We start from the raw sequence: 26,593 nt of genomic DNA on the forward strand, positions 1-26,593 counted from the left end.
GATTATATGAAATTATTTTATTTCTTTTATAATGCATTCACGTATTTTTTGAATTCTTCCCCACGCACTTCATAGTTCGGGAACATTCCCCAGCTTGCACATGCCGGTGACAGCAGAACTGCATCTCCGGGTCTTGCAAGCTCCACACAGGTATCGAGTGCTTCTTCGAAAGTATCTTTTAAAATACAGTCATGAAATCCGCACTCTGCTGCTTCTTTCTGAATCTGCTCTTTTGTAGCACCGATCAGTACCAGATAGCGGACTTTTCCATCAAAGCTCTGGATCCATTCATGGAAATCGGACTGTTTATCATATCCACCACCGATCAGGATCGTCGGGCGGTTCATTGCCTGGATTCCCTTGATCGCCGCATCCGGATTCGTTCCTTTAGAGTCATTGTAATAGACAACCCCGTTCTTCTCTGCCACATATTCAATACGATGCTCAACCCCCTTAAATGCAAGTACAGACTTACGGATCACATCCAGATCTACACCGTAAGCTGCTGCCATTGCAACCGCTGCCATAACATTCTCATAATTGTGGACGCCAAGGATCTGTAATTCGCCGGTCTTACAGATGACCGTTCCTTCTTTCTCCTTTTCCGGTTTGTATACAATGTCTTCTCCGTCAAGATAAATGCCCTGTTCCAGTTTATGCTTACTGCTGAAAAATAGAACACTTGCCTGAAATTCATCTGCCATCTTTCTTGTCTCTTCATCTTCATAATTGAGAACGCAGATATCTTCTGGTGTCTGATTCTTCGCAATATTCATCTTTGCACGAATATATGCTTCCATCGTATGATGGCGGTTCAGATGATCCGGTGTGATATTAAGAACTGCACTTACCTTTGGATGGAAGGTATGAATACTCTCCAGCTGGAAGCTTGAGAGCTCTGCCACGATCACAGAATCTTCTCTGGTATCTGCTGCGGCATTCGTATATGGTGTACCGATATTTCCCACAACAAAAACGCTGTCACGGGCATTTTTCATAATCTCGCCTAAAAGAGAGGTTGTTGTCGTTTTCCCATTGGTTCCGGTAATTCCAAGCACATCTCCTTTTCCGCATACATAGGCGAGCTCAATCTCGCCCCAGACAGGAATTCCTTTTTCTTTCATAGCCAGAACAACCGGCAGATCAGTCGGCACCCCCGGACTCATTACAACCAGATCAAGACTTTCCATCTCCTCTTCCGGAAAAGCTCCGAGAACAACGCGGACTTTGCTTCCCTCACCAAGCTGTGCTTTCATTGCCTCGGCATCTTTTTTATCATTTCCATCATACAGAATTACCTCTGCCCCTTCTTTTTCCAGTAATCCGCAGGATCCGATCCCACTGATCCCCGCACCGAATACCAACACTTTCTTTCCTTGTAAATCCATTCTTGTAAGCCTCCTATAATGCCAGCAGTGCAACCAGGCACAGAATTGCAGTTACAATTGAAAATACTGCAACCACCCGTGTCTCGCTCCATCCACACAGCTCAAAATGATGGTGGATCGGCGCCATTTTAAAGAAACGCTTTCCGCCTGTTTTCTTAAAATATGTTACCTGAATCATAACTGATAAAACTTCTACCAGATAGATCAGTCCTACGATGATAATGAATAATGGCATCTGGAGCATGTATGCTGTCGAAGCAACAAATCCCCCAAGAGCCAGTGATCCGGTGTCGCCCATAAATACGCTTGCCGGATAAACGTTGAATAATAAGAATCCCAGCAGCGCACCTACCACTGCACAGGTAATCGGTTCGATCCCACTCTTTGTTCCGATCGCAACAACTGTAAAGAAGGTTGCCACAAGAACTGTTACACTGGATGCAAGCCCGTCCAGTCCATCTGTAAAATTCACACCATTGACGGTACCGATCACTGCAATAAAAAGTACCGGAATGGCAAACCAACCGATGTCCAGATATTTCCCACCTGAAAACGGTATCAGCATGGTAAGCGGTATCTTTGCCACTTTCACGATGTAAAATGCAAAAATCGCTGTAATCACGATCTGGAGTGCCATCTTCTGCATCGGCATCAGTCCATCTGATCTGTGAAGAACAACTTTCAGATAATCATCCAGGAACCCGACCAGTCCGAATCCAATCGTTACAAAAAGTACCGGAATCACCTTCGGATACTCTCTTACATAGATCAGCGAAGTGACCGCAATCGCAAACAAGATCATCACGCCTCCCATCGTCGGCGTTCCGGCTTTTTTAAGATGCGACTTCACCCCGTCTTCTCTCTCTGTCTGATCCATCTTGAGTCTTCTTAAAACAGGAATTACCACCGGTCCTGCTGCCACACTGAGAACAAACGCGATCAGCACCGGTATGACCATTGTAAAATCCATAATACACCTCTGTCTTTCTTTTGTTTTCAAAATCAGCCCTTATCTTAAAGGCACAGATTCTACGCTTTAGTATAATGTATCTGCCCTGTTTTTTCAACTGCTTCACGGGTTTTCTTCCCGTTCGATTCCAAGATAGGGAAGAATATTGTCGAAAATATCGCGCACAACCGGAGCTGCTATCGTCCCGCCATAATAGATACCCTGTGGATTGTAAATAATTGCCATTGCTGCTACCTGCGGATCATCTGCAGGTGCAAATCCGATAAAAGATCCTATATAACGGTTCGCACTTCTTGGCAGCGTCTGGCTGGTCGCTGTCTTTCCTCCGATCCGGTATCCTTCGATCTGTGCTTTTTTTCCTCCTCCCTCGGACACAACCGTTTCCAGTATCTTTCTCATCTTTTCTGACGTTTCTTTAGAAAGAATCCGTTTTCTTTTTCTATAAGAAATCGTTTCTTCTTTCTCTCCACTTTCCGCATCATAAACGGCGACGCCAAAATGAGGAGTGATCCTTTTTCCCCCATTCACCAGAGAACATACTGTTGTTGCCATCTGCATCGGTGTCACCTGAAAAGACTGTCCAAACGACATCGTTGCCAGCTCTACCTGCCCTACATTTTCCTTCTTGTGCATGATCGTTGCAGCCTCTCCCGGAAGATCTACACCTGTCTTCCCCATCAATCCGAATTTTTCAAAATATTTATAAAAATTCTCTGTTCCAAGCCGCATCCCTACTTCAATAAAAACCGGATTACAGGAATTCTGCACCCCCTGTACAAACGTCTCGGATCCATGTCCAGTCGTCCTCGCACACCGGATCCGGCGGTCTTCCACAAGCTTGTATCCAGGACAGTAAAAAGTATCTTCTTCTTTGACCACTCCCTCTTCCAACGCCGCCGAAGCAGTAAATACCTTAAAGATCGATCCTGGTTCATAAGTATCATTGATACTCCTGTTCCGCCACATCTGATTCAGCATTGCCTGTTTTTCTTCATCATTCAAAGCGGCATCTGTTCCCTCCGGTAATGTAAACGGGGCATTCAGATCAAACTCTGGAGCATTGACGCAGGCATAGATTTCCCCTGTTTTTGGATTCAGGATCAAAATCACAACTGCATCTGCCTGTTTTTCTTCCCTTACTTTTTCCGCAGCCTGCTGTGCATATTCCTGGATATTATAGTCCAGGCTTACCTGCAGAGTGTCTCCGGAAACCGGTTCTACTCTGTCTTCCAGCGTATCCGCAAGCTCAATCCCTCTGGCATCAGTTGTTGTCAGAATCATTCCATTCACACCTTTCAGATAATTTTCATACTTTACTTCCAGTCCAATGATTCCCTGATTGTCTCCACCGGTAAATCCAAGAACCTTTGAAGCCAGATTGCCATACGGATAGTACCGTTTAAAATCCTCATCTACCTTCACCCCATCCAGTTCATATGCACGAATCCGGTCCCCGGTCTCTTTCTCCACATTTGTCTTTATTTTTTCTCTGGAAGAAACTTTTTCGACTCTTTTCCGAATCATTTCTTTCTCTATTCCCAGCTCATCGGCAAGAACCTGGATCACTCTCTCCGGATCTGTTATCTGACTATGGATAACAGATATGGTACACACCGCTTTATTGGTCGCAAGGACTTTGCCATTTCTGTCAATGATCTCTCCCCTTGCCGCCTTGATCTCTCTCTCTCTTTCGTGCAGCGTTTTTGCTTTCTGTTGATAATACGCAGCATCAAATATCATCAAATACACCAGTCTTGCGATCAGAAAAAAAATCATCAGAAGCGCGCTTAAAAATACTACCAGCATTTTCTTTTTATTATAAGTCTTATTCCGCATAAAAACCCCGAAAAACAGATTCTTACTATTACTGTATGATCTGTCTTCCGGGGTTATACCCAAATTACTCAGCCGGAGCCTTTGTAATATTCAAATACGGAAATGCTTCTGCCATAATATCAGAAGCGAGCTGCGAAATCAGGCTGCTGGTCGCTGACTGATCCGGAGCATTCGGTTCATCGATGACTACATAAATCATAATTTCCGGATTCTCCTGCGGTGCATATCCGATAAAGGATACCACATTCTTATTCTCTCCACGGGGCAATTTTTCCGCTGTACCGGTCTTACCACCGATATCATAACCTTCTACCTGTGCATATCTACCACTACCGTTCTGAACAACACTGTACATATAACTTTTCAGTTTATCAGAAGTTTCTTTAGAAATTGTCTTCTTCTCCAACACCGGATCAATAGTCTGGATCACATTTCCGTTCTCATCCTGAATAGCTTTTACAAGATGCGGTTCATAATAATCGCCACCATTGATCAGAGAACAGAATCCTGTCGCAAGTTGAAGCATAGTTACGTTAAAATTCTGTCCGAAAGAGTTGGTTGCAAGATCCGTTTTGATCATTCCATCCGGTGACTGCAAAATACCAACCGCCTCACCCGGAAGATCAATTCCCGTATACTGACCGAATCCAAAAATACTCTGGTACTTACAGAATTCTTCCGGTCCGATTGCCAGACCAATCTGCATCAGGGCAACGTTACATGAATTTTCCATAACCTGTGTCAGATTCTGCTGCCCGTGTCCACCATTATCATAAGAGATACATTTAATCTCCCATTCATCGATCTGAAGGGAACCACCGCAGTAATAGGTCTCATCACCTTTCAGTGCACCAATCTCCAGACCTGTTGCAACCGTAAATGGTTTGATCGTAGATCCCGGCTCAAAAGTATCGCTCACGCAGAAGTTTCTCCAGAGTTCATTCAGAGCATCGATCTTATCGTCACTGCTCATTCCGGTTATTTCTTCCTCTGTATAATACTTGGATAGATCTCTCGGATTATTCAGATCATAGGTAGGTGAGGAAGCCATTGCCAGAACTTCTCCGGTATTCGGGTTCATCATGATCACAGCTCCGTTTTTAAATCCCATCCCCTCCTGCGCTTCATCTGTGTGCGCCTGGTTAAACTCTTCCAGATGCTTTTCCACGATAGACTGCAGGTTCGCATCAATCGTTGTTACGATCGTATTTCCGTTTATCGGCTCTTTCACCGTGTTTTCAATTGCCGAGTCTTCATTCTGATAACCATATCTGCGTCCATCCGTTCCATTCAACGTTGAATTATAGGATGCTTCCAGTCCGCTTGCTCCCACATTCCCCGATACGCTGAATCCCAGGACATCGCAGGCAAGTGTATTATATGGATATTTTCTGACATAATCCTCTTCCAGCCAGACTCCTTTGATCTTGGAATTTTTCTTCTCTGCCGCTTCAAATGCCTTCGCATCATCGTAGGAAATTCCTTTTTTCAGAATATTGTACCGACTGTCCGGACTGTCCGCGATAATTGCATCCACTGCCGATGCCTTGATCTGAAAATAACTTTTCAGCGCTTTTTTCGTAGCTGCTATGTTTTCAGCTTTTTTTGTCTCGTCTGAAAGTAAGACCTTTGCATCCAGAATCACATTGTATACACGCTCACTTGTCGCAAGCTTTGTGCCGTTTGTGTCTACAATATCTCCACGCTTGAACGGAATCGACCGACTCATATACTGCTGCTGATCCAGTACTGTCTTGGTATAATCTTCTCCTGACGAGGCATTGATATAGGTAATTCTTCCGACAAGAATAACAAAAGCCAGTAATATCGCTATAAAGAGCATTACCAGCTTTTTCTGCATTCCAACCGTGAATTTATGCCTCAGAACGGAAGGCTTTCTTTTTCTTCTTTTTGACATGTTATTCACCTTTGTTCATAAACCTATTTATCTGTTGTCTGTCCAAGCACTCCGCTTTTCGGAATACTTTCGTACTGTTTTACATAATCATTAACCGGGTTCTGATATTCAATAATCTGATCCGAAGTCGCATATCCCATACCCAAATCATTGATTGCACGGTCTCTTACTTCTTCCAGATTCACAGAATCCATTACTACGTTATATCTAGTTGTATTCTCTTCTTTTGCATCTGCCAGTTCCTGCTGCAGCTCGGTAATATGCTCTGTCCGGCTTGTAAGCTCTGCACGTACCTGCAGATACCATACACAGACTACAAGCGCTGCCACTGCCGCAATTGAAAGAAACATCACATATGCAGGATTCATCCGCATTGCTTTTCTTCGATTTTTCAAAATCTGTCTGTCCAGTTTTTTCTTTTTATGTTCTTTTCTTGGTTCCTCTTGTCGCTGTGGCATGACTTCTGCCTGGCGAACTGTATTTCCGTATATGTACATTCCTCGGCTTGTTACTGTACGTCTGTCTGCCTGTATTCTATGACTGTATTTTGCCATACAGCACCACCCTTTCAAATTCTATACGCGCTCAAAGATACGCAGCTTCGCACTCTTAGAACGACTATTCACTTCCATCTCTTCTTCACTTGGAAGAATCGGTTTTTTCGTAATGACTTTTCCTTTGGAAACTTTTCCACACACACATACCGGGAAAGTACTCGGACACGTGCATGGATTCTCATTCTTTTTAAAAATTCCTTTGACAATTCTGTCCTCCAGGGAATGGAACGTGATGATGCATATCCTTCCTCCCGGATTTAAAATATCAATCATATCGTCAAGTGAATCCCTGAGCACCTCCAGTTCCCGGTTACATTCAATCCGGATTGCCTGAAAGGTTCTTTTTGCCGGATGCCCCGACATCTTCTGAAACTTCATCGGTATAGACTGTCTGATAATCTCTGCCAGCTGCCCGGTTGTTTCAATAGGACCTTTCTCTCTTGCCATAACAATATGTTTTGCTATATTCTTCGCAAATTTGTCCTCACCATAGTCGCGAATGATCCGAAAAAGGTCCATCTCACTGTAGCCATTGACAATCTCCTTTGCAGATAAAGTCTGGCGTGTGTCCATCCTCATATCCAAAGGCGCATCTACGCGATAGGAAAAACCACGATCTGCCGTATCTAACTGATAAGATGATACGCCCAGATCGAGTACAATTCCATCGACCTTGTCAATCCCTTTCTCATGGAGCCTCGACTTCATATCACAATAATTGCTCCTGATTATTGTAACTCTCTCCCCGAAGTCGCTTAATCGGGTGCCTGCCGCTTCAATCGCCGCCGCATCCTGGTCTATTCCTATAAAACTCCCCTTGTTGTTTAAACGCCGACATACTTCGTATGCATGTCCGCCTCCTCCAAGTGTGCCATCAACATAAATACCGTCCGGCTTGATGTTCAGTCCTTCGATTGTCTCATCCAGTAATACTGATTTATGCTTAAATGCCATGGTGTCCTCCTAATTAAAAGATCTATTTAGATGCTAAGTCCCAAATCTTCCATGTCACTTGCAATGTCCTCGATATTTTCCTCAACATCAGCTGTACGCGCTTCCCACGCCTCTTTACTCCAGATCTCGACCTTGTCCAGCACACCTGCTAGAACAACCTCTTTTTCAAGATCTGCATAAGCGCGAAGAGAAGAAGATATCAAAACTCTCCCTTGTTTGTCAAGTTCTCCTTCCGTAGCACTTCCAAGAAAGAAACGCTTAAAGTCTCTGGCTTTTTTGTTTGTAAGCGGTAAGGTTCTAAGCTTCTCTTCAAAGGCTTTCCATTCGTTGTCCGGATACAGAAATAAGCAGCCGTCCATCCCTTTCGTAATTACGAAATGTTCTCCCAGACTCTCTCGTAATTTGGAAGGAATAATCAGCCTGCCTTTTGAATCAATACTATGATTAAATTCTCCAGTCAACATAGGATCACCTTCTTTCAAAGTGGTCTGCCACTTTCCATGCCACTTTGCTCCACTTCGCTCCACTTTCTACCACTTGTATCCATTGTACCCCACTTTTTCGCCCTTTTCAAGCACTTTTTCGAATTTATCCATTCTGAAAAAAGTCCGATAAATCATATTTTTTCCCATTTTTCATTCATTTTGTGGTGAAAAGTGGAGCGTTTTATACTCCATTCCCCACACAGTGCATAAAAAAAGTGGAGAAACCGTTCCATAATGGAACCATCTCTCCACTTTCTTCTTTTCATCTACTCAGCAGTGTTAAGTGACTGGATATAATCACTTACAGCAGAATAATCAACTTCTGCTACTGCTCTTGGCCGCTTTGATTCATACATATCATAAGCGGACCATCCAATCCAGACAACGATTGCAAGTGCAATCAGCCCAAGGATCGTATAATCAAAAGCTTTCCGCAAGTTTTTCTTTTTTTCTTCACGCTTTCTGTTCGCTTTTGCCTGTTTATAATAATCTACTTTTTTCTGACTCATATCTGCAAGTCTCCTTCGCAATCATCTAACCAGTATATTTTATCACACTTTTACGATTGATACAAGCTATACTGCAATAATTACTCCGCCATCATTCGCATACATGCTACTGACACCTCTGGTATCCAGAATGATAATGTCTTTTAATTTCACACGTTCTTCCAACATCTTCTTCACATCTTGTGCTCTCTGCGGGCAGTTACAATGCGAAATTGCAAGTACCTTGCTCTCCGGATCTTTCAGATCTGCGATCACACAATCCACCATATTCTTAAGTGCTTTTTTAATTCCGCGCGCCTGACCCAACTGACAAATCTCTCCCTTCGGAGTAGCCCCCATCACCGGCTTAATATTCAGTACTGTTGCCGCAATTGCTTTTAATCCTGTAAGTCTTCCATTCTTACGAAGAGTCTCAAGCGTCTCAAGAACAAAATATGTGTGCTGCTCTTCAATATATGCTTCTACAGCAGCTACCACTTCCTTAAATGTCATGCCCCGCTCTTCACACTGCGCAATCTTCATCCCGATGAGCGTCTGCCCTACTGATGCAGATTTTGAGTTGAACACATAAATATCTTTCTCACCATATTCTTCTTCATATAAATTCTTGCCCAGTACGGCACTGTTATAAGAACCGCTCAGTTCAGAAGACAACGTAACAGCATATACATGCTCCGCATCACAGTGATATCCTTCCATAAACGTCTCCGGAGACGGACAACTTGACTTTGGACATGTCGGGCATTCAGCTACGTTCTTCAAAAATTCAGCCTGATTGAAAGATTCATCATCAATTATATGACAATCTCCAACCTCCAGTCCCAGTGATGCTGTCTCAAACCGACCTGAAGCTTTCATCTCTGCTGTCAATTCTCCACAGCTGTCCACAATCACTTTATAACTCATAATCCAAACCTCCGAAACGTGTCATTTGCATCCATTATACGTGGTTTTCATTACCACTTATAACATCATATCACACTTTTCTTTGAAAAAAAAGCTTTTTTTACCCTTCCAGTTTAATTCTTCTGGAAATTCCAAGTGCCATTCCCATCTCTATCATCAGGAACAGGATGGATGTACCACCATAACTGATAAAAGGCAATGTAATTCCGGTATTCGGCATCATGTTCGTAACTACCATAACATTGAGAATTACCTGGATCGCGATATGTGACATAATCCCTGTCATAATCAGTGCTCCATACAGATCAGGTGCGTTCTGTGCAATAAAAAGCAGTCTGTAGATCAAAAGACCGAACAAAACCAGGATAATGATTGCTCCAAACACCCCAAGCTCTTCACAGATTGCTGACAGGATCATGTCGTTCTGCACTTCCGGTATTACCGTCTTTTGCACACCATTTCCCAGTCCTTTCCCGAAAAAGCCACCTGATCCGATCGCATATAGTCCCTGTACCGTCTGGAAAGAAATCGTTGACGCATATTTTTCCGGGTTCAGCCAGGCAATGATACGTCTGAGTCGGAAGCTGGTGCTGTTCTCAAGAAGTCTTCCGAGGATATATGATCCCGCCACAAAAACAGCCAACCCGCCGCCTGCAATCCACAGAAAAATCTTCTGCTTCTTATGTACGACAAAAAGGATACAGCAGGAAATTCCCATTACAATGATCGCAGAGCTTAGATTATCAGTCAGCACATAAACTCCCAGTGCTGCCAAACCTCCCCACTCCACAACTCCCAACGATCCTTTCAGGGTGTGTACTTTATTCCCCATTCTGCAGATCAGGTATGGGATAAATATGATCACAGCGATCTTCATAATCTCTGCCGGCTGGAATGACTGGTTAGCCGGAAGCCGGAACCATCTTCGTGCACCATTTACCTCAATACCAAGTGGTGTAAATTTAACAAGTGCAAGAAGAAGCATGGATCCCCAATAGCTCATTGCTGCATATTTGGAAAACATATGATAATCCAGGCGAGAAACCCACATCATCGCAACAATACTTCCAAGTCCGATGAGACCCTGCCTTTTCAGGAAGTACATCCCATCTCCGTATTCCGTTCGTGCTTCATAGGAACTGATACTGTATAGCATTACCAGTCCAAAACACATCAGAAATATAATAATCGCCAGAAGACTGTAATCAAAATAATGAACCGCCTGCTTTTCTACAGCCTTCCTTCGTCTGCTTTTAATTCTTTGTGCCATTTATTCACACTCCTACTTAAGCTATAACTACAAAGTCTATATCTTATAAAGTATACCATAATATCCCCCAGACGCACAAGCTTTCCGCACGAAAATAGAGCAGGCTAACTTCTATTCGATTTGTATACAAAAAAATGGTGCCGCTTCTTTGCGACACCATCTTTGTTTTACCAGCTATTCTTTATTTTTTAGCAGCAACTGCTTCTTTGATCTGTTTGGTAAGTTCTGGTACGATCTTATTCAGATCTCCAACGATACCATAGTCAGCTACATCAAAGATCGGAGCTGTCTCATCTTTGTTGATTGCAATGATCAGATCAGATTCTTCCATACCTGCTACATGCTGGATCGCTCCGGAAATACCGATTGCAAAATATACCTGAGGACGAACTGTCTTTCCTGTCTGTCCTACCTGAAGATCTTTTGGTTTCCAGCCATTATCTACAACTGCACGTGAGCAGCTTACTTCTCCGCCGAGTGCTTCTGCAAGATCTTCCAGGATCTTAAAGTTTTCTGCACTTCCGACTCCACGTCCACCGGATACAAGAATCTTGGCATCCATGATATCAACTGTCTCAGATACAGATTTGACAACTTCCATGATTTCAACGTATTTATTATCCGGTGTAAATCCTGGATTAAACTCTTCTACATTTGCCTTTGCACCTTCGATCTTAGCGATCTTCTGCATAACACCAGGACGAACGGTTGCCATCTGCGGACGATTATCCGGGCAGGCGATGGTAGCGATCGTGTTTCCACCAAATGCCGGACGAGTCATAAGAAGCTGATTGTGCTTCTGCTCTTTTCCTGCTACCGGGTTGATCGGGAAATCACCGATCTCAAGCTGTGTACAGTCTGCTGTAAGACCTGTCTGTACTCTTGCGGATACTCTAGGACCAAGATCACGTCCGATTGCAGTTGCGCCGACTAACATGATCTCCGGTTTATATTTTTCGATAACAGATGCCAGTGCATGTGCGTATGGCTCTGTTCTATATTCTTTCAGTTCCGGATCATCTACTACGATTACTTTATCTGCTCCGTATGCTGCAAGCTCATCTGCAAGTCCTTTTACGTCAGAACCGATCAGAACGGCTGCTACTTCTGCATTTAAGTCTGCTGCAAGGTCTTTTGCTTTTCCAAGAAGTTCAAATGCGATTCCGCTCAGTTTGTTGTCTACCTGTTCAGCAAAGACATATACTCCCTTATATTCTTCTAAGTTCATGATATTCACCACTTTTCCTTCTTATTAAATGATATGTTTCTCTGTTAATTTTCCCATCAGGTAAGATACTGCTTCTTCCGGATCAAGAGTAACTTTTTCTCCTGCCCCTTTTCTTACTTTGTCAGATGCTTTCGCAATCTTTGTAGGTGATCCTGCAAGACCGATATTTGCATCATCCAGGGTAGTAAGATCTGCTCTTCCCCATGTTGTGATCTCAGCATCACAAGCATCGAAGATTCCGCCTGGTGTCATATAACGTGGTTCATTTAATTCTGAAAGTGCAGTGATAAGGCAAGGCATTTTTGCTTTCAGTACATGATATCTGTCTTCGAACTGACGCTGTACGATCACACTGTCGCCTTCTACTTTGATATCCTGTGCATAAGAGATTACCGGGATGTCCAGATGTTCGGAAATCTGCGGTCCAACCTGTGCTGTATCACCATCGATTGCCTGACGTCCTGTGATGATCAGGTCATAATCGAGTTTACGGAGTGCTGCTGCGATGGTGCTTGATGTAGCCCATGTATCAGCTCCTCCAAGTACTCTGTCTGTTACAAGAATTGCCTTATCAGCTCCCATTGCAAGTGCTTCACGAAGCACATCGGCTGCTTTTGGAAGTCCCATTGTAAGTACAGTTACTTCTGCTCCATACTGGTCTTTTAATCTAAGTGCGGCCTCAAGACCTGCTTTGTCATCCGGGTTCATAATTGCAAGCATTGCAGCTCTGTTAAGTGTACCGTCCGGATTAAACTGAACTCCGCCTTTTGTATCCGGTACCTGTTTTATACAAACAACTATCTTCACGATTCGTACCTCCTATTTCAATAAGTTTCCAGAAATAACCATACGCTGAACTTCTGAAGTTCCTTCGTAGATTTCTGTAATCTTTGCGTCACGCATCATACGTTCTACATCGTATTCTCTGATATATCCGTATCCACCATGTAACTGAACAGCCTTTGTGGTAACTTCCATCGCTACTTCTGCTGCATAAAGCTTAGCCTGTGCAGCTTCGACAGAGTAAACTTTCTTTGTAGCTTTTGCCATGGCAGCTTTGTATACCATCATCTTTGCAGCCTCTACCTTTGTAGCCATATCTGCAAGCTGGAACTGTGTATTCTGGAACTGGCCAATCGTGCGTCCGAACTGTTTTCTTTCTTTTACATATGCGATTGTTCTGTCAAGTGCACCTTCAGCGATTCCAAGTGCCTGAGCGGCAATACCGATACGTCCGCCATCCAGAGTATGCATGGCGATGCCAAAGCCCTTGCCCTGTGCTCCAAGGAGATTTTCTTTTGGAATACGGCAGTCTTCAAAAATAAGCTCGTATGTTGAAGATCCACGGATACCCATCTTCTTCTCTTTGGTTCCGAATGTGAATCCCGGAGTGTCTTTCTCTACGATGAATGCAGAAATCTCTTTCATCTTTCTGCCACGTTTTTCAACAATACCTGTTACGGCGATAATGATGTAAACATCTGCTTCTTTACCGTTTGTGATAAAGCATTTTGATCCGTTTAATACCCATTCATCTCCGTCAAGAACAGCCTTAGTCTGCTGTCCCTGTGCATCTGTACCTGCCCCAGGTTCTGTAAGGCCGAAAGCTCCAAGCTTTCTTCCTGATGCAAGATCCGGAACGTATTTTGCTTTCTGCTCCGGTGTTCCGTATGTCAGGATCGGGTCTATACAAAGAGAGGTATGCGCAGATACGATTACAGATGTTGTGGCACAAACCTTTGCAAGTTCTTCTACACACATTACGTATGTCAGTGGATCACATCCCTGTCCCTCGTATTCCTTCGGTACCGGAATACCAAGAAATCCATATTTCGCCATTTTTTCAACTGTTGCTCTTGGGAAAACTTCTGTCTCGTCCACTTCCTGTGCAAGTGGTTTTACTTCGTTTTCTGCGAATTCTTTAAACAGAGTTCTCGCCATTTCGTGTTTCTTATCTAATCCGAAATCCATTTATTCTTCCTCCATGTCTTTATTTAGAACATCCATTACTGTGCATCAACCGGAGTTTTTGTGCGGTCTGCATTGTATACATAGAATCCTTTTCCGCTCTTAACTCCAAGGTTTCCACCACGGACCATCTTACGAAGCAGCGGGCATGCACGATATTTGCTGTCGCCTGTTTCTGCATAAAGTACATCCATGATAGCAAGGCAGATATCAAGTCCGATGAAATCACCAAGCTCCAGAGGTCCCATTGGATGGTTTGCACCAAGCTTCATTGCTGCATCGATTCCTGCGATGTCAGATACACCTTCCATCTTGATGAAAGCTGCTTCATTGATCATCGGAACAAGGATACGATTTACTACGAAACCTGCTGCTTCATTAACCTGTACAGGTGTCTTTCCGATTTCTTCTGCGATCTTCTTGATTGCATCTACAGTTTCAGCCGGTGTATTTACGCCTGCGATCACTTCTACTAATTTCATACGGTCTGCCGGGTTGAAGAAATGCATACCGATCATTGGACGGGTAAGTCCGTTGCCGATTTCTGTGATAGAAAGGCTGGAGGTATTTGATGCAAAAATGCATTCAGGTTTTGCGATCTTATCAAGTTCACTGAATGTAGTTTTCTTAACTTCCATGTTCTCAAATGCTGCTTCTACGATCAGATCACAATCTGCGCAGAGATCTTCTTTGAGTCCCGGAGTAATTTTTGCAAGAATTGCATCAACTGCTTCCTGAGTTAATTTTCCTTTCTGAACAAGTCTGTCATAGCCTTTAGCGATTTTAGCTTTTCCGCCTTCTGCCCATTCCTGTTTGATGTCACAGAGTGCTACTTCATATCCATCTACCTGAGCAAATGCCTTTGCAATGCCCTGTCCCATTGTTCCTGCGCCAATAATTCCTACTTTCATTGAAATTACCTCCATTTTATAAATTTAATTTTCCAGGGGAGAGTTAATTCTCCCCTTTATTAAACGAACTTATTTATTAAGGAAAGCTTCTACTTTTCTCTTTTCAAGGAATGCTGCCATTCCTTCTTTCTGGTCGTAGGATTCAAAGCATCCGCCGAAGAGTTTTTCTTCTACTACGATTGCCTCATCCATTCCCTTTTCAAGACCTTCATTGATTGCCTGTTTGCAGTGTCTTACTGCGATCGGTGCATTCTTTGCAATGCCTGCTGCCATCTTCTTTGCTGCCGGCATCAGTTCTTCCTGCGGATATACGGCATTTACAAGACCGATTCTGTAAGCTTCGTCAGCTTTGATATTTCTTGCAGTGTAGATCATCTGCTTTGCCATACCAGGTCCGACAAGTCTTGCAAGTCTCTGTGTTCCACCAAATCCAGGTGTAATTCCAAGGCCAACCTCCGGCTGTCCGAATACTGCATTGTCTGAACAGATACGGATATCACAGCTCATGGAGATTTCACATCCGCCACCAAGAGCGAATCCATTAACTGCTGCGATTACCGGAATCGGAAGTGTTTCGATCTTACGGAAAATATCATTTCCTTTCTTTCCAAAAGCTTCTCCCTCTTCTTTTGTAAGAGTACTCATCTCAGCGATATCTGCACCGGCTACAAAAGATTTTTCTCCTGCTCCTGTAAGGATCAGGCATCTGACTGCATCAAGATCAACACCGTCGATCGTTGCATCAAGTTCATCAAGAACTGCACTGTTCAGTGCGTTCAGTGCCTTTGGACGGTTAATGGTAATAATTCCAACCTGTCCTTCTACTTCATATGTAATAAATTCCATCATCAACATCTCCTTTTGATCTGGTTTATTAATCACGTTCTACGATTGTAGCGCATCCCATTCCGCCACCGATACAAAGTGTTGCAAGACCTTTCTTTGCATCACGTTTCTGCATCTCATGAAGAAGTGTAACAAGGATACGGCATCCTGAAGCTCCTACTGGATGTCCGAGAGCAATTGCTCCACCGTTTACATTTACTTTATCCATGTCGAATTTCAGATCATGTGCTACTGCAAGTGACTGTGCTGCGAAAGCTTCGTTTGCTTCGATCAGATCCATATCATCTACAGAAAGCCCTGTCTTAGCCATTACTTTATTCGTAGCTGCAACCGGTCCGACACCCATGATAGATGGATCTACTCCACCGAGTGCTCCTGCTACCCATGTTGCCATCGGTGTAACGCCGAGCTCTTTTGCTTTTTCTTCACTCATAACAACGATTGCTGCTGCTCCGTCATTGATGCTGGAAGCATTTGCTGCTGTTACAATACCATCTTTTTTGAATGCCGGACGAAGTCTTGCGATTCCTTCTGCTGTTGTTCCCGGACGCGGTCCTTCATCTGTATCAACTACGATGGTTTCTTTTTTCTTCTTCACTTCTACAGGAACAATCTCATCTTTGAATTTTCCTGCTTCGATTGCTGCGCAGGCTTTCTGCTGGCTTGCTGCTGCAAATTCATCAAGCTGTTCTCTTGTGAGTCCCCACTGTTCTGCTACATTCTCAGCAGTGATTCCCATGTGATAGTCATTGAATGCATCCCAAAGTGCGTCATTTACCATTGTATCGATCATCGGTGCATTTCCCATTCTGTATCCATAACGTGCGTTTTTCAGTGCATATGGAGCCATAGACATATTTTCCATACCGCCTGCTACAACGATATCAGCATCTCCTGCCTGGATCATCTGTGCAGCCATGTTCACACAGTTAAGTCCGGATCCGCAAACAACGTTAACCGTAACTGCCGGTGTCTCGACCGGAAGACCTGCTTTTAAAGAAGCCTGACGTGCAACGTTCTGTCCAAGACCTGCCTGGATTACACAACCCATATATACATGATCAACCTGTTCCGGAGCAACACCTGCTCTATTTAAAGCTTCTTTGATAACGATAGATCCTAATTCCGGTGCCGGAGTTGTAGAAAGAGCTCCACCCATACTTCCGATTGCTGTACGACACGCACCTGCTAACACGATTTTCTTTGCCATCACTTTTTCCTCCTTTTACATCTTAATGGTAAGTATCACTTCTTATTAAATATAAGCTGTTTTACTTTCCGTTTTTAAGATTTTCGCAAGGGACTTTTTTGTCCTCTTTTTTTAATATACTACCCATTTCCCGTTCTGTCAAATATTTATCAATCATTTTTTATCATTTAATTTTCTTTTAACATTTTCACCAACATTTTTTTACAATACATCTGCATTATTCGTCATTTCCAACACACCACTTTTATATTGACCTTTCCCAGATATGGTGCTACACTTAAGATTGTTAAAAAATATTCAACCAGAATACTATAATTAAATTATGAATGAGAAGGTGTGAAAATGAGCAAAAGTTTTGAAGAATTAATCTCAAAAGCAAATCAAAAAACCTTAAAGAAAGTCTCTGTTTCCAACGCACAGGATGAGCCGGTACTGCAGGCTGTCAAAGCTGCAAAAGAGCAAAATATCGCAACAGCCATCCTTGTCGGTGATGAAGCCAAAATCCGCGAGATTGCCGCTTCTATTGATATGGATCTGACAGATTTCGAGATCATCAATGAGCCTGATACCGAAGCAGCTGCATTAAAGGCTGTTGAGCTTGTACACAACGGCAAAGCTGATATCCTTTTAAAAGGATTGCTTGAAACAAAGACATTCTTAAAGAGCGTATTGAATAAAGAAGTCGGACTTCGTACCGGAAAGATGCTTTCCCATGTATGTGTATTTGAGATTGAAGGCATCAACCGTCTTCTGTTCTTCACAGACGTAGCTTTCAATACATATCCAACCCTTGCAGATAAAGTCAATATCATCAACAATGCAGTAGAAGTCGCACATGCATGTGGCATCGAATGCCCGAAGGTTGCTCCTCTGTGTGCAGTTGAGACAGTGAATCCAAAGATGCAGCCAACAGTCGATGCCGATAATCTCACCAAGATGTACGAGGGTGGCGATTTCAAAGGATGCCAGATCTACGGACCACTTTCCATGGATCTTGCGATCGATCCGGAAGCAGCTGTTCACAAAGGTGTGACTAATCCAGTAGCCGGACATGCTGATATTCTCCTCTTCCCGAATATCGATGCAGGAAATATCACATATAAGATTCTTGTCCGCACTGCAAAGGTCAAGATCGGTAACGTACTTGTCGGAACAAGCGCTCCGGTTGTACTTACATCACGTTCTGATGATTTCCAGACAAAACTGAATTCTATCGCTCTTGCGACCGTAATCGCAGGATCGATCACAGACTAAGGAGGATCTTTTTATGAGCTATAAAATTTTAGTAATCAACCCGGGATCTACTTCTACCAAGATCGGTGTGTACGAAGACGAAACTTTGTTATTCGAAGAAACACTCCGTCATTCCACCGAAGAGATTGCAAAATATGCAACCATCGTTGACCAGAAAGATTTCCGTAAAGAACTGATCGTAGATATTCTCGCAAAGAACAGCTTCGACATCAAATCTCTGAATGTTGTAGTAGGACGAGGCGGACTTTTAAAACCGATCCCAGGTGGAACCTATCCAGTATCTGACGCACTTCTTGCTGACTTAAAAGCAGGTGTGCAAGGACAGCATGCATCGAACCTTGGAGGCATCCTTGCCCGCGAAATCGGTGATGAGATCGGAGTTCCTTCTTACATTGTTGACCCGGTTGTTGTCGATGAGATGGAACCTGTTGCAAGATATTCCGGAATCCCGGAACTTCCGCGTATCAGTATCTTCCACGCACTGAACCAGAAAGCAGTTGCCAAACGCTACGCCAAAGAACAGAGTGTATCTTATGACTCCCTGAACCTGGTCGTTGTACATATGGGCGGCGGTGTATCTGTCGGTGCTCATAAAAATGGCAAAGTTGTCGATGTCAACAACACACTTGACGGAGACGGACCTTTCTCACCGGAACGTTCCGGCGGTGTACCAGCAGGCGCACTCGTAAAAATGTGTTTCTCCGGTCAGTACACACAGGCTGAAGTATATAAAAAGATCAACGGGAAAGGCGGTCTCAACGGATACCTTGGAACCAACAACATGCGCGACGTTGCAGAACGTGCCTTTGAAAAGGGTGACGAAGAAGCAGCCGGTGTATTCCACGCATTCACTTACCAGGTTGCCAAAGAAGTCGGCGCCATGGCAGCCGTACTTAACGGAAAAGTAGACCAGATCCTTCTCACCGGTGGTATCGCATACAGCGATTATGTAACATCCGAGATCAAGGAAAAAGTCGGCTTCATCGCCCCAATCACCGTCTACCCGGGTGAAGATGAACTCCTCGCCCTCGCTCAAGGCGCTCTCCGTGTATTAAACGGCGAAGAAAAACCTCTGGTATATTAATTTTTTCCAAAACCCTAAAACATGCAAAACGCATATATCTCATCGTAGAAAAAAGTCTGGCACACCTCGCCAGACTTTTTTAGTTACTACGCTTTTATTTAATAATGTCAATAGCTTCGAGGGACAAATTGGGCAAAAGATAATGCGTCTATTCGTCTTTTGTGCAATGGAGATGAAACTCAAAAATCGTGGAAACCTCTGCTGAACACGATTTTCGCTTTAGGGGGTTCATCGGAATGGTTTGCACAACTAGAATAGACGCATTATCTTTTTCCGAATTTGTCAACACAACCTAAATCATTCAAAAAAGAGCAGACACTTAAAAAGTATCCACCCTTTTTTTCTATCCCTAATCTCTTTTAACTACAGCAGAGCATCCCATTCCGCCACCAACACAAAGTGTTGCAAGTCCTGTATGTACATCTTCTTTCTGCATCTCATACAACAAGCTTACAAGGATTCTTGCACCTGAGCAGCCAACCGGATGTCCGAGAGCAATTGCTCCACCATTGACATTCAGCTTACTAAGGTCAAATCCAAGATCTTTTCCAACAGCTACAGACTGTGCTGCAAATGCTTCGTTTGCTTCGATCAGATCAAAATCTCCGATCTCCATTCCCAGCTTCTTCATAACCTTACGTGTTGAATAAACCGGTCCGATTCCCATGATTGCCGGATCACATCCTGCGAGTTCTCCGCCGATCCATGTTGCCATAGGTGTTACGCCAAGCTCTTTTGCTTTTTCTTCGCTCATAACGATAAGTGCAGCTGCACCATCATTGATTCCGGATGCGTTACCTGCTGTAACCATACCGTCTTTCTTAAATGCAGGACGAAGTTTTGCAAGACCTTCTTTTGTGATTCCTTTACGAGGACCTTCATCTGTATCTACAAGAATCGTTTCTTTTTTCTTCTTCACTTCGACCGGAACAATCTCGTCTTTAAATTTACCTTCTGCCATTGCTTTTTCACATTTGTTCTGAGACCATGCTGCAAATTCATCCAGTTCTTCTCTTGTAAGTCCCCACTGTTCGCAGATATTTTCTGCTGTGATTCCCATGTGATAATTATGGAATGCGTCGGTCAGACCATCCTTGATCATAGCATCTTCGATTGTCGCATTTCCCATACGATATCCATAACGTCCGTTTCTCAACATGTACGGAGCCATTGTCATATTTTCCATACCACCTGCAACGATAATATCTGCATCTCCAGCTGCGATCAGCTTCGCTGCAAGGTTTACACAGTGAAGACCGGATCCACAAAGTACGTTGATAGTTGTTGCCGGTACTTCATTCGGGATTCCTGCATATACAGCTGCCTGACGTGCCGGGTTCTGTCCGTTGCCTGCCTGGATAACATTTCCCATATACACTTCGTCAATCTGATCCGGAGAAACGCCCGCTCTTTTGAGAGCTTCTTTGATTACGATCGTTCCAAGTTCTACAGCCGATGTATTTGCAAACTGTCCGCCCATTACACCGATTGCTGTACGACATGCTCCTGCTAAAACAACTTTTCTTGCCATGATAAAAATCCTCCTTTATTTTGTAAATCACCTGATGTTTTTATTATAATCCTCTAAAAAACAGAATTCAATAGATGCTTGATATTTTTTTAACATTTTTTATGTTCTATTCCAGGTACATGCCTCAATTCGATTGAGAGATTTCTTGATAAATGTTAAACTTTTCTCGGTATTTATACTTATTGACATTCACATCATTATTATGTTTTTTCAAAAAAACAAATTTGTCATTGACATTTATATAGCAATTTGTTAAATTAAAGTTGCTCATATGACTGACGGAAGTGGAATGAACCACAGGGAAATATGAGGATTTGATTATTTAGCCGACCGTCTGGGCGATTCAGCTCAGATGCCGGCTTTTTTTACGCATTTTTATAAGATTATCATAAATCAGGGCTATATAAAAGGCGTAAACATCCATCGGTTCTTCTGGCTGAACCTTTTCATATGTCTGGAATTTGCCAGAACTTTCCGGGCATAAACCGCAGCAACACAGTGTATAATAACCAGGTCATAGGTACTATGGCTCACCCACAAGAAGGAGGAATAACCAAATGATGCAGAAAGAACAATGGCAGGGATTTGAAGGAAGACTCTGGAAAGAAGAAATCAACGTTCGTGATTTTATCCAGAACAACTACACACCTTACGAGGGAGATTCTTCATTCCTTGCAGATCCGACCGAAGCAACAAACCAGCTCTGGGGCAAGCTTCAGGAACTCCAGAAAGAAGAACGTGCAAAAGGCGGCGTTCTGGATATGGAAACAGAAGTGGTATCTTCTCTTACCGCTTACGGTCCAGGTTATATCTGCGAAGAACTGAAAGATAAAGAACAGGTTGTGGGTCTTCAGACTGACAAACCTCTGAAACGTGCATTTATGCCGTTCGGTGGAATCAAAATGGCTGAGGAAGCATGCAAAACTTACGGATATGAACCAAACCCGAAATTCCATAAAATCTTTACAGATTATCATAAAACACATAACCAGGCAGTATTTGATGCCTACACACCGGAAATGAAAAAAGCACGTCACGCAAAAATCCTTACCGGTCTTCCGGATACTTACGGAAGAGGACGTATCGTCGGCGATTACCGCCGTGTTGCCCTCTACGGAATCGATCTCCTGATCGCTATGAAGCAGGACGATCTCGCAAACTGCGGATACGGATCCATGCGTGACAATGTCATCCGTCAGCGGGAAGAACTTGCAGAACAGATCCGTGCCCTCAAGGGTATGAAAGAAATGGCTGCTGTCTACGGATTCGACATTTCCGAGCCAGCAAAAAATGCAAAAGAAGCATTCCAGTGGCTGTACTTCGGATACCTTGCAGCAATCAAGACTCAGAACGGAGCTGCCATGAGTGTCGGACGTGTATCTACCTTCCTTGATATCTACATCAAGAGAGATATGGAAGCAGGAATCCTTACCGAAGAAGAAGCTCAGGAATTAGTTGACCATATGACAATGAAATTCCGTATGGTTAAGTTCGCACGTATCCCATCTTACAACCAGCTCTTCTCCGGTGACCCGGTCTGGGCTACACTGGAAGTCGGCGGAATGGGACAGGACGGACGTTCTATGGTAACAAAGACAGACTACCGTTTCCTGCACACCCTGGAAAACATGGGACCTTCTCCGGAACCGAACCTGACTGTACTTTACACAGAACGTCTTCCGAAGAACTTCAAGGACTACGCTTCACATATTTCTATTGAAACAAGTTCTATCCAGTATGAAAATGATGATGCAATGCGTCCGGTATGGGGCGATGACTATTCTATCTGCTGCTGCGTATCTGCAACACAGACTGGTAAAGAAATGCAGTTTTTCGGAGCAAGAGCAAACCTTGCAAAATGCCTTCTTTACGCGATCAACGGTGGTGTCGACTGCAAGTCAAAAGATCAGGTAGGACCGGCTTACACACCGATCACTTCTGAATACCTTGATTATGATGAAGTAATGGCTAAATACGACAAGATGATGGACTGGCTCGCCGGACTGTATGTAAACGTACTGAACCTGATCCAGTACATGCATGACAAATACTACTATGAAGCATCTCAGATGGCACTGATCGATACCGATGTACGTCGTACATTTGCAACAGGTATCGCAGGATTCTCTCATGTAGTTGACTCCTTAAGTGCGATCAAATATGCAAAAGTGAAAACAATCCGTGACGAAAACGGACTCGTTGTAGATTTCGAGACAACCGGTGATTTCCCGAAATACGGAAATGATGATGACCGCGCAGATGATATCGCAGTATGGCTTCTTCAGACATTTATGAAGAAACTGAAAAAGCATCACACCTACCGTGAATCCGAACCGACAACTTCTATCCTTACCATTACCTCAAACGTTGTATATGGAAAAGCTACCGGTGCTCTTCCGGATGGAAGAAAAGCAGGCGCACCGCTTTCACCTGGAGCAAACCCAAGCTACGGTGCTGAACAGAACGGACTTCTTGCTTCCCTGAACTCCGTTGCCAAGCTGCCTTACGAATGGGCACTTGACGGAATCTCTAACACCCAGACCATCAACCCGAATGCAATCGGACATACTCCGGAGGAACGCATTAACAACCTGGTAAATGTTATGGACGGATACTTCTCTCAGGGTGCTCACCATCTGAACGTCAACGTATTCGGAACAGAAAAACTTCTTGACGCTATGGAACATCCGGAAAAAGAAGAATACGCAAACTTTACGATCCGTGTATCAGGATATGCGGTTAAGTTCATCGACCTTACACGCGAACAACAGCTCGATGTGATCGCAAGAACCTGCCACGATCGTATGTAATTACCGAACTTACACTCTTTTGCCAAACATATCGTTATGCTGGAAGTCATGCATTTTAAAGTGCATGACTTTCGGCACATACAGAGATGCTGCTGGCAACTTTTCCTGCATACTAAGGCATTTAAAAGACTCTGCCTGATCCGCAGTTTTCCAATCACACAATGAAAAAGGAGATTTTCATATGACTCAAATCAAAGGACTTATTCACTCTACAGAAAGCTTTGGTTCTGTTGACGGGCCTGGGGTACGTTTTATTATATTTGTTCAGGGATGTCCACTGAGATGTCAGTTCTGCCATAACCCTGACACCTGGAATATGACAGATAAAAACGGCGCCACCTGGCGCAGTGCCGATGAGCTTCTTGCGCAGGCTCTGCGTTACCGCACTTACTGGAAAAATGGCGGTGGAATCACCGTAAGCGGCGGAGAACCCCTCCTACAGATTGATTTTCTGCTGGATCTTTTCAAAAAAGCAAAGGCAAAAGGTATTCACACAACGATTGATACTGCAGGTGGTCCTTTTACCAGAGAAGAACCATTTTTCTCCAAATTTCAGGAGCTGATGCAGTATACCGATCTTCTTCTTGTTGATATCAAACATATCGATGAAAAAGCTCACAAAGAACTGACCGGAAAAACGAATAAAAACATTCTGGATATGATCCGTTTTCTCTCCGATATCAAAAAACCTGTCTGGATCCGCCATGTGCTCGTACCGGAGCGCAGCGACTATGATGAATACTTAAACCGGTTAAATGATTTTATCCAGACACTTGATAATGTAGAAAGAGTAGAAATCCTGCCTTACCACACACTTGGTGCCTACAAATGGAAAGAGCTGGGACTTGATTATCCACTCAAAGGGATCAATCCACCTTCGAGAGAACGCGTAGAAAATGCAAAGAAGATCCTGCACTGTTCGTAAGACATATTTAAAAAAATAGATGGCAGCTTTCTCTTCATATTTTGCCTGTAATGTGCTATGATTGGTGTAGTGTATTTAAGAGAGGAGAATTATAGCAATGAACGAAAGACTGGAACGCGTATTGCAAAAAATGGAAAAAAAAGGAATCGATCAGTTACTTGTATCTGATCCGCTCAGCATCCGCTTTTTAACGGGCATCATGGTACATCCGGGGGAAAGATTGTACGCTCTGTTGCTTCGTACAAACGGAAAGCACACCATGTTCTTGAACTATCTGTATTATGTATCTGATACAGGATTTGAAGAAGTATGGTTCAGTGATATGGATGATCAGATTGGAGTTCTGACAGAACATATCGATACCAAGGGCGTAATCGGTATCGACAAAACATTTCCTGCTCGTTTCCTGATCCCGCTTCAGGAACGCTGCCCGGAACTGAAAACGGTATGGGGATCTGACTGTGTAGACGGTGTTCGTGCTGTTAAGAATGAAGAAGAAATCAAGATCATGAGACAGGCATCTGTAATCAATGACATGGTTATGGAAAGAGCTGCTGCCTACATTAAAGAAGGCATGACAGAAAAACAGATTGCTGATTTCATTGAAGCAGAATACTACAAAGAAGGCGCAACAGGACTCAGCTTTGATACAATCGTATGCTTCGGTGCTAACGCTGCTGACCAACATCACTCACCAAGCGAGACAAGAACTCTGAAAGCCGGAGAATGCGTTCTGATCGATATGGGATGCATCTGGAACGGTTATTGCTCAGATATGACAAGAACCTTCTACTGCAAGAGCGTAGACGAAGAACAGGCTGCAATCCATGACCTTGTTCGTACAGCGGTTGAGAAAGCAGAAGCCATCATCAAACCAGGCGTACGTTTCTGTGATATCGATGCGCAGGCAAGAGATCTCATCGGCGAAGCAGGATACGGCGAATACTGGAAGATTCGTCTTGGACATTTCATCGGCCAGGAAGACCATGAATACGGTGATGTAAGCCCGATCAACAAGAACGTAGCTGAACCGGGTATGATCTTCTCGATCGAACCGGGAATCTACATCGAAGGCAAATACGGTGTACGTATCGAAGACCTCGTTCTCGTAACAGAAGACGGATATGAACTTCTTAACGTAGTAGATAAAAAATATAGAACAGTTGGTTAATTGTTCTTCCATTACTTCAATATAGAACCAAAAAAGACACGCATTACTGCGTGTCTTTTTTGGTCAACCCCTGGATCGCGTTAACAATTTCCATATACGTTTCTTCGATTGCATCCTGTCCGGGAACCCCACGTAAAAGTGTATTTCCCTTCTCTACAGCTGCTTTCAGCTCATTTACGGATTCATCGGTATAGGTCTCTGTATTAATAGATTCTGTGTTGTCAATTAATGCTTTTAACTGCTTCTTGTCTAACTTCTGTGGTGTGATGGTAATTGTATCGCCAACTTTTTGTGTGGTATTCTTTCCCCCACTCAATTCTTGCCGTACAAAATAAATACCTCCACCAATCACCACACATGCAAGAAGTATGACAAGAACAGAACCTATCTGTGTCCCGCGGTCACGATGAGTTTTCTTTGGTCTTTTTACGATAGTTGGATTCGTATGCTTATTCATATAGAAATATCCTTTATAAACTTCAGGTAGCTGTGAGAGAACTCACAGCCACCTGATTAAATTCACATCATCTGTGCTTATTGCTAAGACCAGATTATGCGTTTCTTCTTCTGAAGAATGCTACAACTGCTGCAGCACCTGCAATAAGAAGTGTTGCTACGTATACGAATACGTTGCTATGATCACCAGTCTGAACTGTATCAGATTTCTGCTCATTTGCTTTCTTAGCAGATTCCTTCTTGTTTGTCTTTTTGTCATCTTTTGCTACTGTTGTAGATGTTTTGTCATCTTTCTTGTTCTCTTCAATTGAAGTACCCGGTTTTTCTTCTGGAGTACTTGGTTTTGAAGGATCAACTGATGGCTGATCCGGATCAACCGGAGTTTCATTCTTTTCAAGAACAGCTG

General features: G+C 43.4%; 24 protein-coding genes and 1 riboswitch. Of the genes, 5 read left to right on the forward strand and 19 right to left on the reverse strand.

Going from position 1 to position 26,593, the window contains the following annotated elements:
* Positions 1-26: 26 nt before the first annotated feature.
* The 16 genes from murD to PG840_RS06740 form a co-directional block, all read right to left on the reverse strand.
* The gene (murD, locus tag PG840_RS06665) at positions 27-1,388 is read right to left on the reverse strand and encodes a UDP-N-acetylmuramoyl-L-alanine--D-glutamate ligase (protein ID WP_055157375.1); all 1,362 of its coding nucleotides are present in this window, start codon (positions 1,386-1,388) and stop codon (positions 27-29) included.
* A gap of 13 nt (positions 1,389-1,401) precedes the next feature.
* Positions 1,402-2,358, reverse strand: coding sequence for a phospho-N-acetylmuramoyl-pentapeptide-transferase (mraY, locus tag PG840_RS06670; RefSeq protein WP_008371893.1), 957 nt, complete (start codon positions 2,356-2,358; stop codon positions 1,402-1,404).
* A 102-nt stretch (positions 2,359-2,460) separates the two neighbouring features.
* Entirely contained in the window at positions 2,461-4,194 is a 1,734-nt protein-coding gene (locus PG840_RS06675) for a peptidoglycan D,D-transpeptidase FtsI family protein (protein ID WP_055261301.1), read from the reverse strand.
* Positions 4,195-4,258: 64 nt separating this feature from the next.
* Positions 4,259-6,112: a peptidoglycan D,D-transpeptidase FtsI family protein gene (locus PG840_RS06680; protein ID WP_173685217.1), complete on the reverse strand. Its 1,854-nt coding sequence runs from the start codon at positions 6,110-6,112 to the stop codon at positions 4,259-4,261.
* A gap of 23 nt (positions 6,113-6,135) precedes the next feature.
* A complete protein-coding gene (locus tag PG840_RS06685) occupies positions 6,136-6,666 on the reverse strand; it encodes a hypothetical protein (RefSeq protein WP_008371901.1) in 531 nt (176 codons plus the stop codon).
* Positions 6,667-6,687: 21 nt separating this feature from the next.
* Entirely contained in the window at positions 6,688-7,623 is a 936-nt protein-coding gene (gene rsmH / locus PG840_RS06690; protein ID WP_008371903.1) for a 16S rRNA (cytosine(1402)-N(4))-methyltransferase RsmH, read from the reverse strand.
* Positions 7,624-7,649: 26 nt separating this feature from the next.
* On the reverse strand, positions 7,650-8,087 hold the full coding sequence (mraZ, locus tag PG840_RS06695; protein ID WP_022220764.1) for a division/cell wall cluster transcriptional repressor MraZ: 438 nt from the start codon (positions 8,085-8,087) through the stop codon (positions 7,650-7,652).
* A 287-nt stretch (positions 8,088-8,374) separates the two neighbouring features.
* Positions 8,375-8,617: a hypothetical protein gene (locus tag PG840_RS06700; RefSeq protein ID WP_270613444.1), complete on the reverse strand. Its 243-nt coding sequence runs from the start codon at positions 8,615-8,617 to the stop codon at positions 8,375-8,377.
* Positions 8,618-8,683: 66 nt separating this feature from the next.
* Positions 8,684-9,523, reverse strand: coding sequence for a DegV family protein (locus PG840_RS06705; protein WP_008371909.1), 840 nt, complete (start codon positions 9,521-9,523; stop codon positions 8,684-8,686).
* Between the two features lie 100 nt (positions 9,524-9,623).
* Positions 9,624-10,793 (reverse strand): FtsW/RodA/SpoVE family cell cycle protein, encoded by a 1,170-nt coding sequence (locus PG840_RS06710; protein ID WP_270205338.1) that lies wholly within the window; start codon positions 10,791-10,793, stop codon positions 9,624-9,626.
* Positions 10,794-10,974: 181 nt separating this feature from the next.
* A complete protein-coding gene (locus PG840_RS06715; protein ID WP_008371912.1) occupies positions 10,975-12,021 on the reverse strand; it encodes an electron transfer flavoprotein subunit alpha/FixB family protein in 1,047 nt (348 codons plus the stop codon).
* Positions 12,022-12,045: 24 nt separating this feature from the next.
* The gene (locus PG840_RS06720) at positions 12,046-12,828 is read right to left on the reverse strand and encodes an electron transfer flavoprotein subunit beta/FixA family protein (protein WP_055246468.1); all 783 of its coding nucleotides are present in this window, start codon (positions 12,826-12,828) and stop codon (positions 12,046-12,048) included.
* Positions 12,829-12,840: 12 nt separating this feature from the next.
* Positions 12,841-13,992: an acyl-CoA dehydrogenase gene (locus PG840_RS06725; protein WP_055296816.1), complete on the reverse strand. Its 1,152-nt coding sequence runs from the start codon at positions 13,990-13,992 to the stop codon at positions 12,841-12,843.
* Positions 13,993-14,027: 35 nt separating this feature from the next.
* Entirely contained in the window at positions 14,028-14,900 is an 873-nt protein-coding gene (locus PG840_RS06730) for a 3-hydroxyacyl-CoA dehydrogenase family protein (protein WP_022220766.1), read from the reverse strand.
* A 69-nt stretch (positions 14,901-14,969) separates the two neighbouring features.
* Entirely contained in the window at positions 14,970-15,746 is a 777-nt protein-coding gene (locus tag PG840_RS06735) for an enoyl-CoA hydratase-related protein (protein WP_022220767.1), read from the reverse strand.
* A 28-nt stretch (positions 15,747-15,774) separates the two neighbouring features.
* Positions 15,775-16,956 carry an acetyl-CoA C-acetyltransferase gene (locus PG840_RS06740; protein WP_022220768.1) on the reverse strand — a complete coding sequence of 394 codons (1,182 nt, stop codon included), beginning with the start codon at positions 16,954-16,956 and terminating at the stop codon, positions 15,775-15,777.
* A gap of 342 nt (positions 16,957-17,298) precedes the next feature.
* Between PG840_RS06740 and ptb the strand changes: the two genes are divergently transcribed.
* Positions 17,299-18,210, forward strand: a complete 912-nt coding sequence (gene ptb, locus PG840_RS06745) for a phosphate butyryltransferase (protein WP_022220769.1) — start codon at positions 17,299-17,301, stop codon at positions 18,208-18,210.
* 13 nt (positions 18,211-18,223) lie between these two features.
* Positions 18,224-19,294 carry a butyrate kinase gene (gene buk, locus PG840_RS06750; RefSeq protein WP_055157356.1) on the forward strand — a complete coding sequence of 357 codons (1,071 nt, stop codon included), beginning with the start codon at positions 18,224-18,226 and terminating at the stop codon, positions 19,292-19,294.
* 349 nt (positions 19,295-19,643) lie between these two features.
* On the opposite strand, the gene PG840_RS06755 is transcribed toward buk, so the two are convergent.
* Positions 19,644-20,825 (reverse strand): acetyl-CoA C-acetyltransferase, encoded by a 1,182-nt coding sequence (locus tag PG840_RS06755; RefSeq protein ID WP_270205337.1) that lies wholly within the window; start codon positions 20,823-20,825, stop codon positions 19,644-19,646.
* A 261-nt stretch (positions 20,826-21,086) separates the two neighbouring features.
* A riboswitch (ZMP/ZTP riboswitch) is annotated at positions 21,087-21,172 on the forward strand.
* A gap of 210 nt (positions 21,173-21,382) precedes the next feature.
* Here PG840_RS06755 and pflB point away from each other — a divergent pair.
* The 3 genes from pflB (at position 21,383) to PG840_RS06770 (ending at position 25,731) form a co-directional block, all read left to right on the forward strand.
* Entirely contained in the window at positions 21,383-23,635 is a 2,253-nt protein-coding gene (gene pflB / locus PG840_RS06760) for a formate C-acetyltransferase (RefSeq protein WP_270205336.1), read from the forward strand.
* A gap of 181 nt (positions 23,636-23,816) precedes the next feature.
* Entirely contained in the window at positions 23,817-24,560 is a 744-nt protein-coding gene (pflA, locus tag PG840_RS06765) for a pyruvate formate-lyase-activating protein (RefSeq protein ID WP_117555696.1), read from the forward strand.
* Between the two features lie 97 nt (positions 24,561-24,657).
* Positions 24,658-25,731, forward strand: a complete 1,074-nt coding sequence (locus tag PG840_RS06770; protein ID WP_270205335.1) for a M24 family metallopeptidase — start codon at positions 24,658-24,660, stop codon at positions 25,729-25,731.
* Positions 25,732-25,774: 43 nt separating this feature from the next.
* Here PG840_RS06770 and PG840_RS06775 read toward each other — a convergent pair whose 3' ends face one another.
* Complete coding sequence (locus PG840_RS06775) at positions 25,775-26,188, reverse strand: FIVAR domain-containing protein (RefSeq protein WP_175305693.1); 414 nt, start codon at positions 26,186-26,188, stop codon at positions 25,775-25,777.
* A gap of 94 nt (positions 26,189-26,282) precedes the next feature.
* Positions 26,283-26,593, reverse strand: a 311-nt coding sequence (locus PG840_RS06780) for an LPXTG cell wall anchor domain-containing protein (protein WP_270613445.1), incomplete at its 5' end; no start/stop codon positions are given.

The organism is Coprococcus sp. AM97-35 (assembly GCF_027697525.1).
GTDB lineage: Bacteria > Bacillota > Clostridia > Lachnospirales > Lachnospiraceae > Allocoprococcus > Allocoprococcus comes.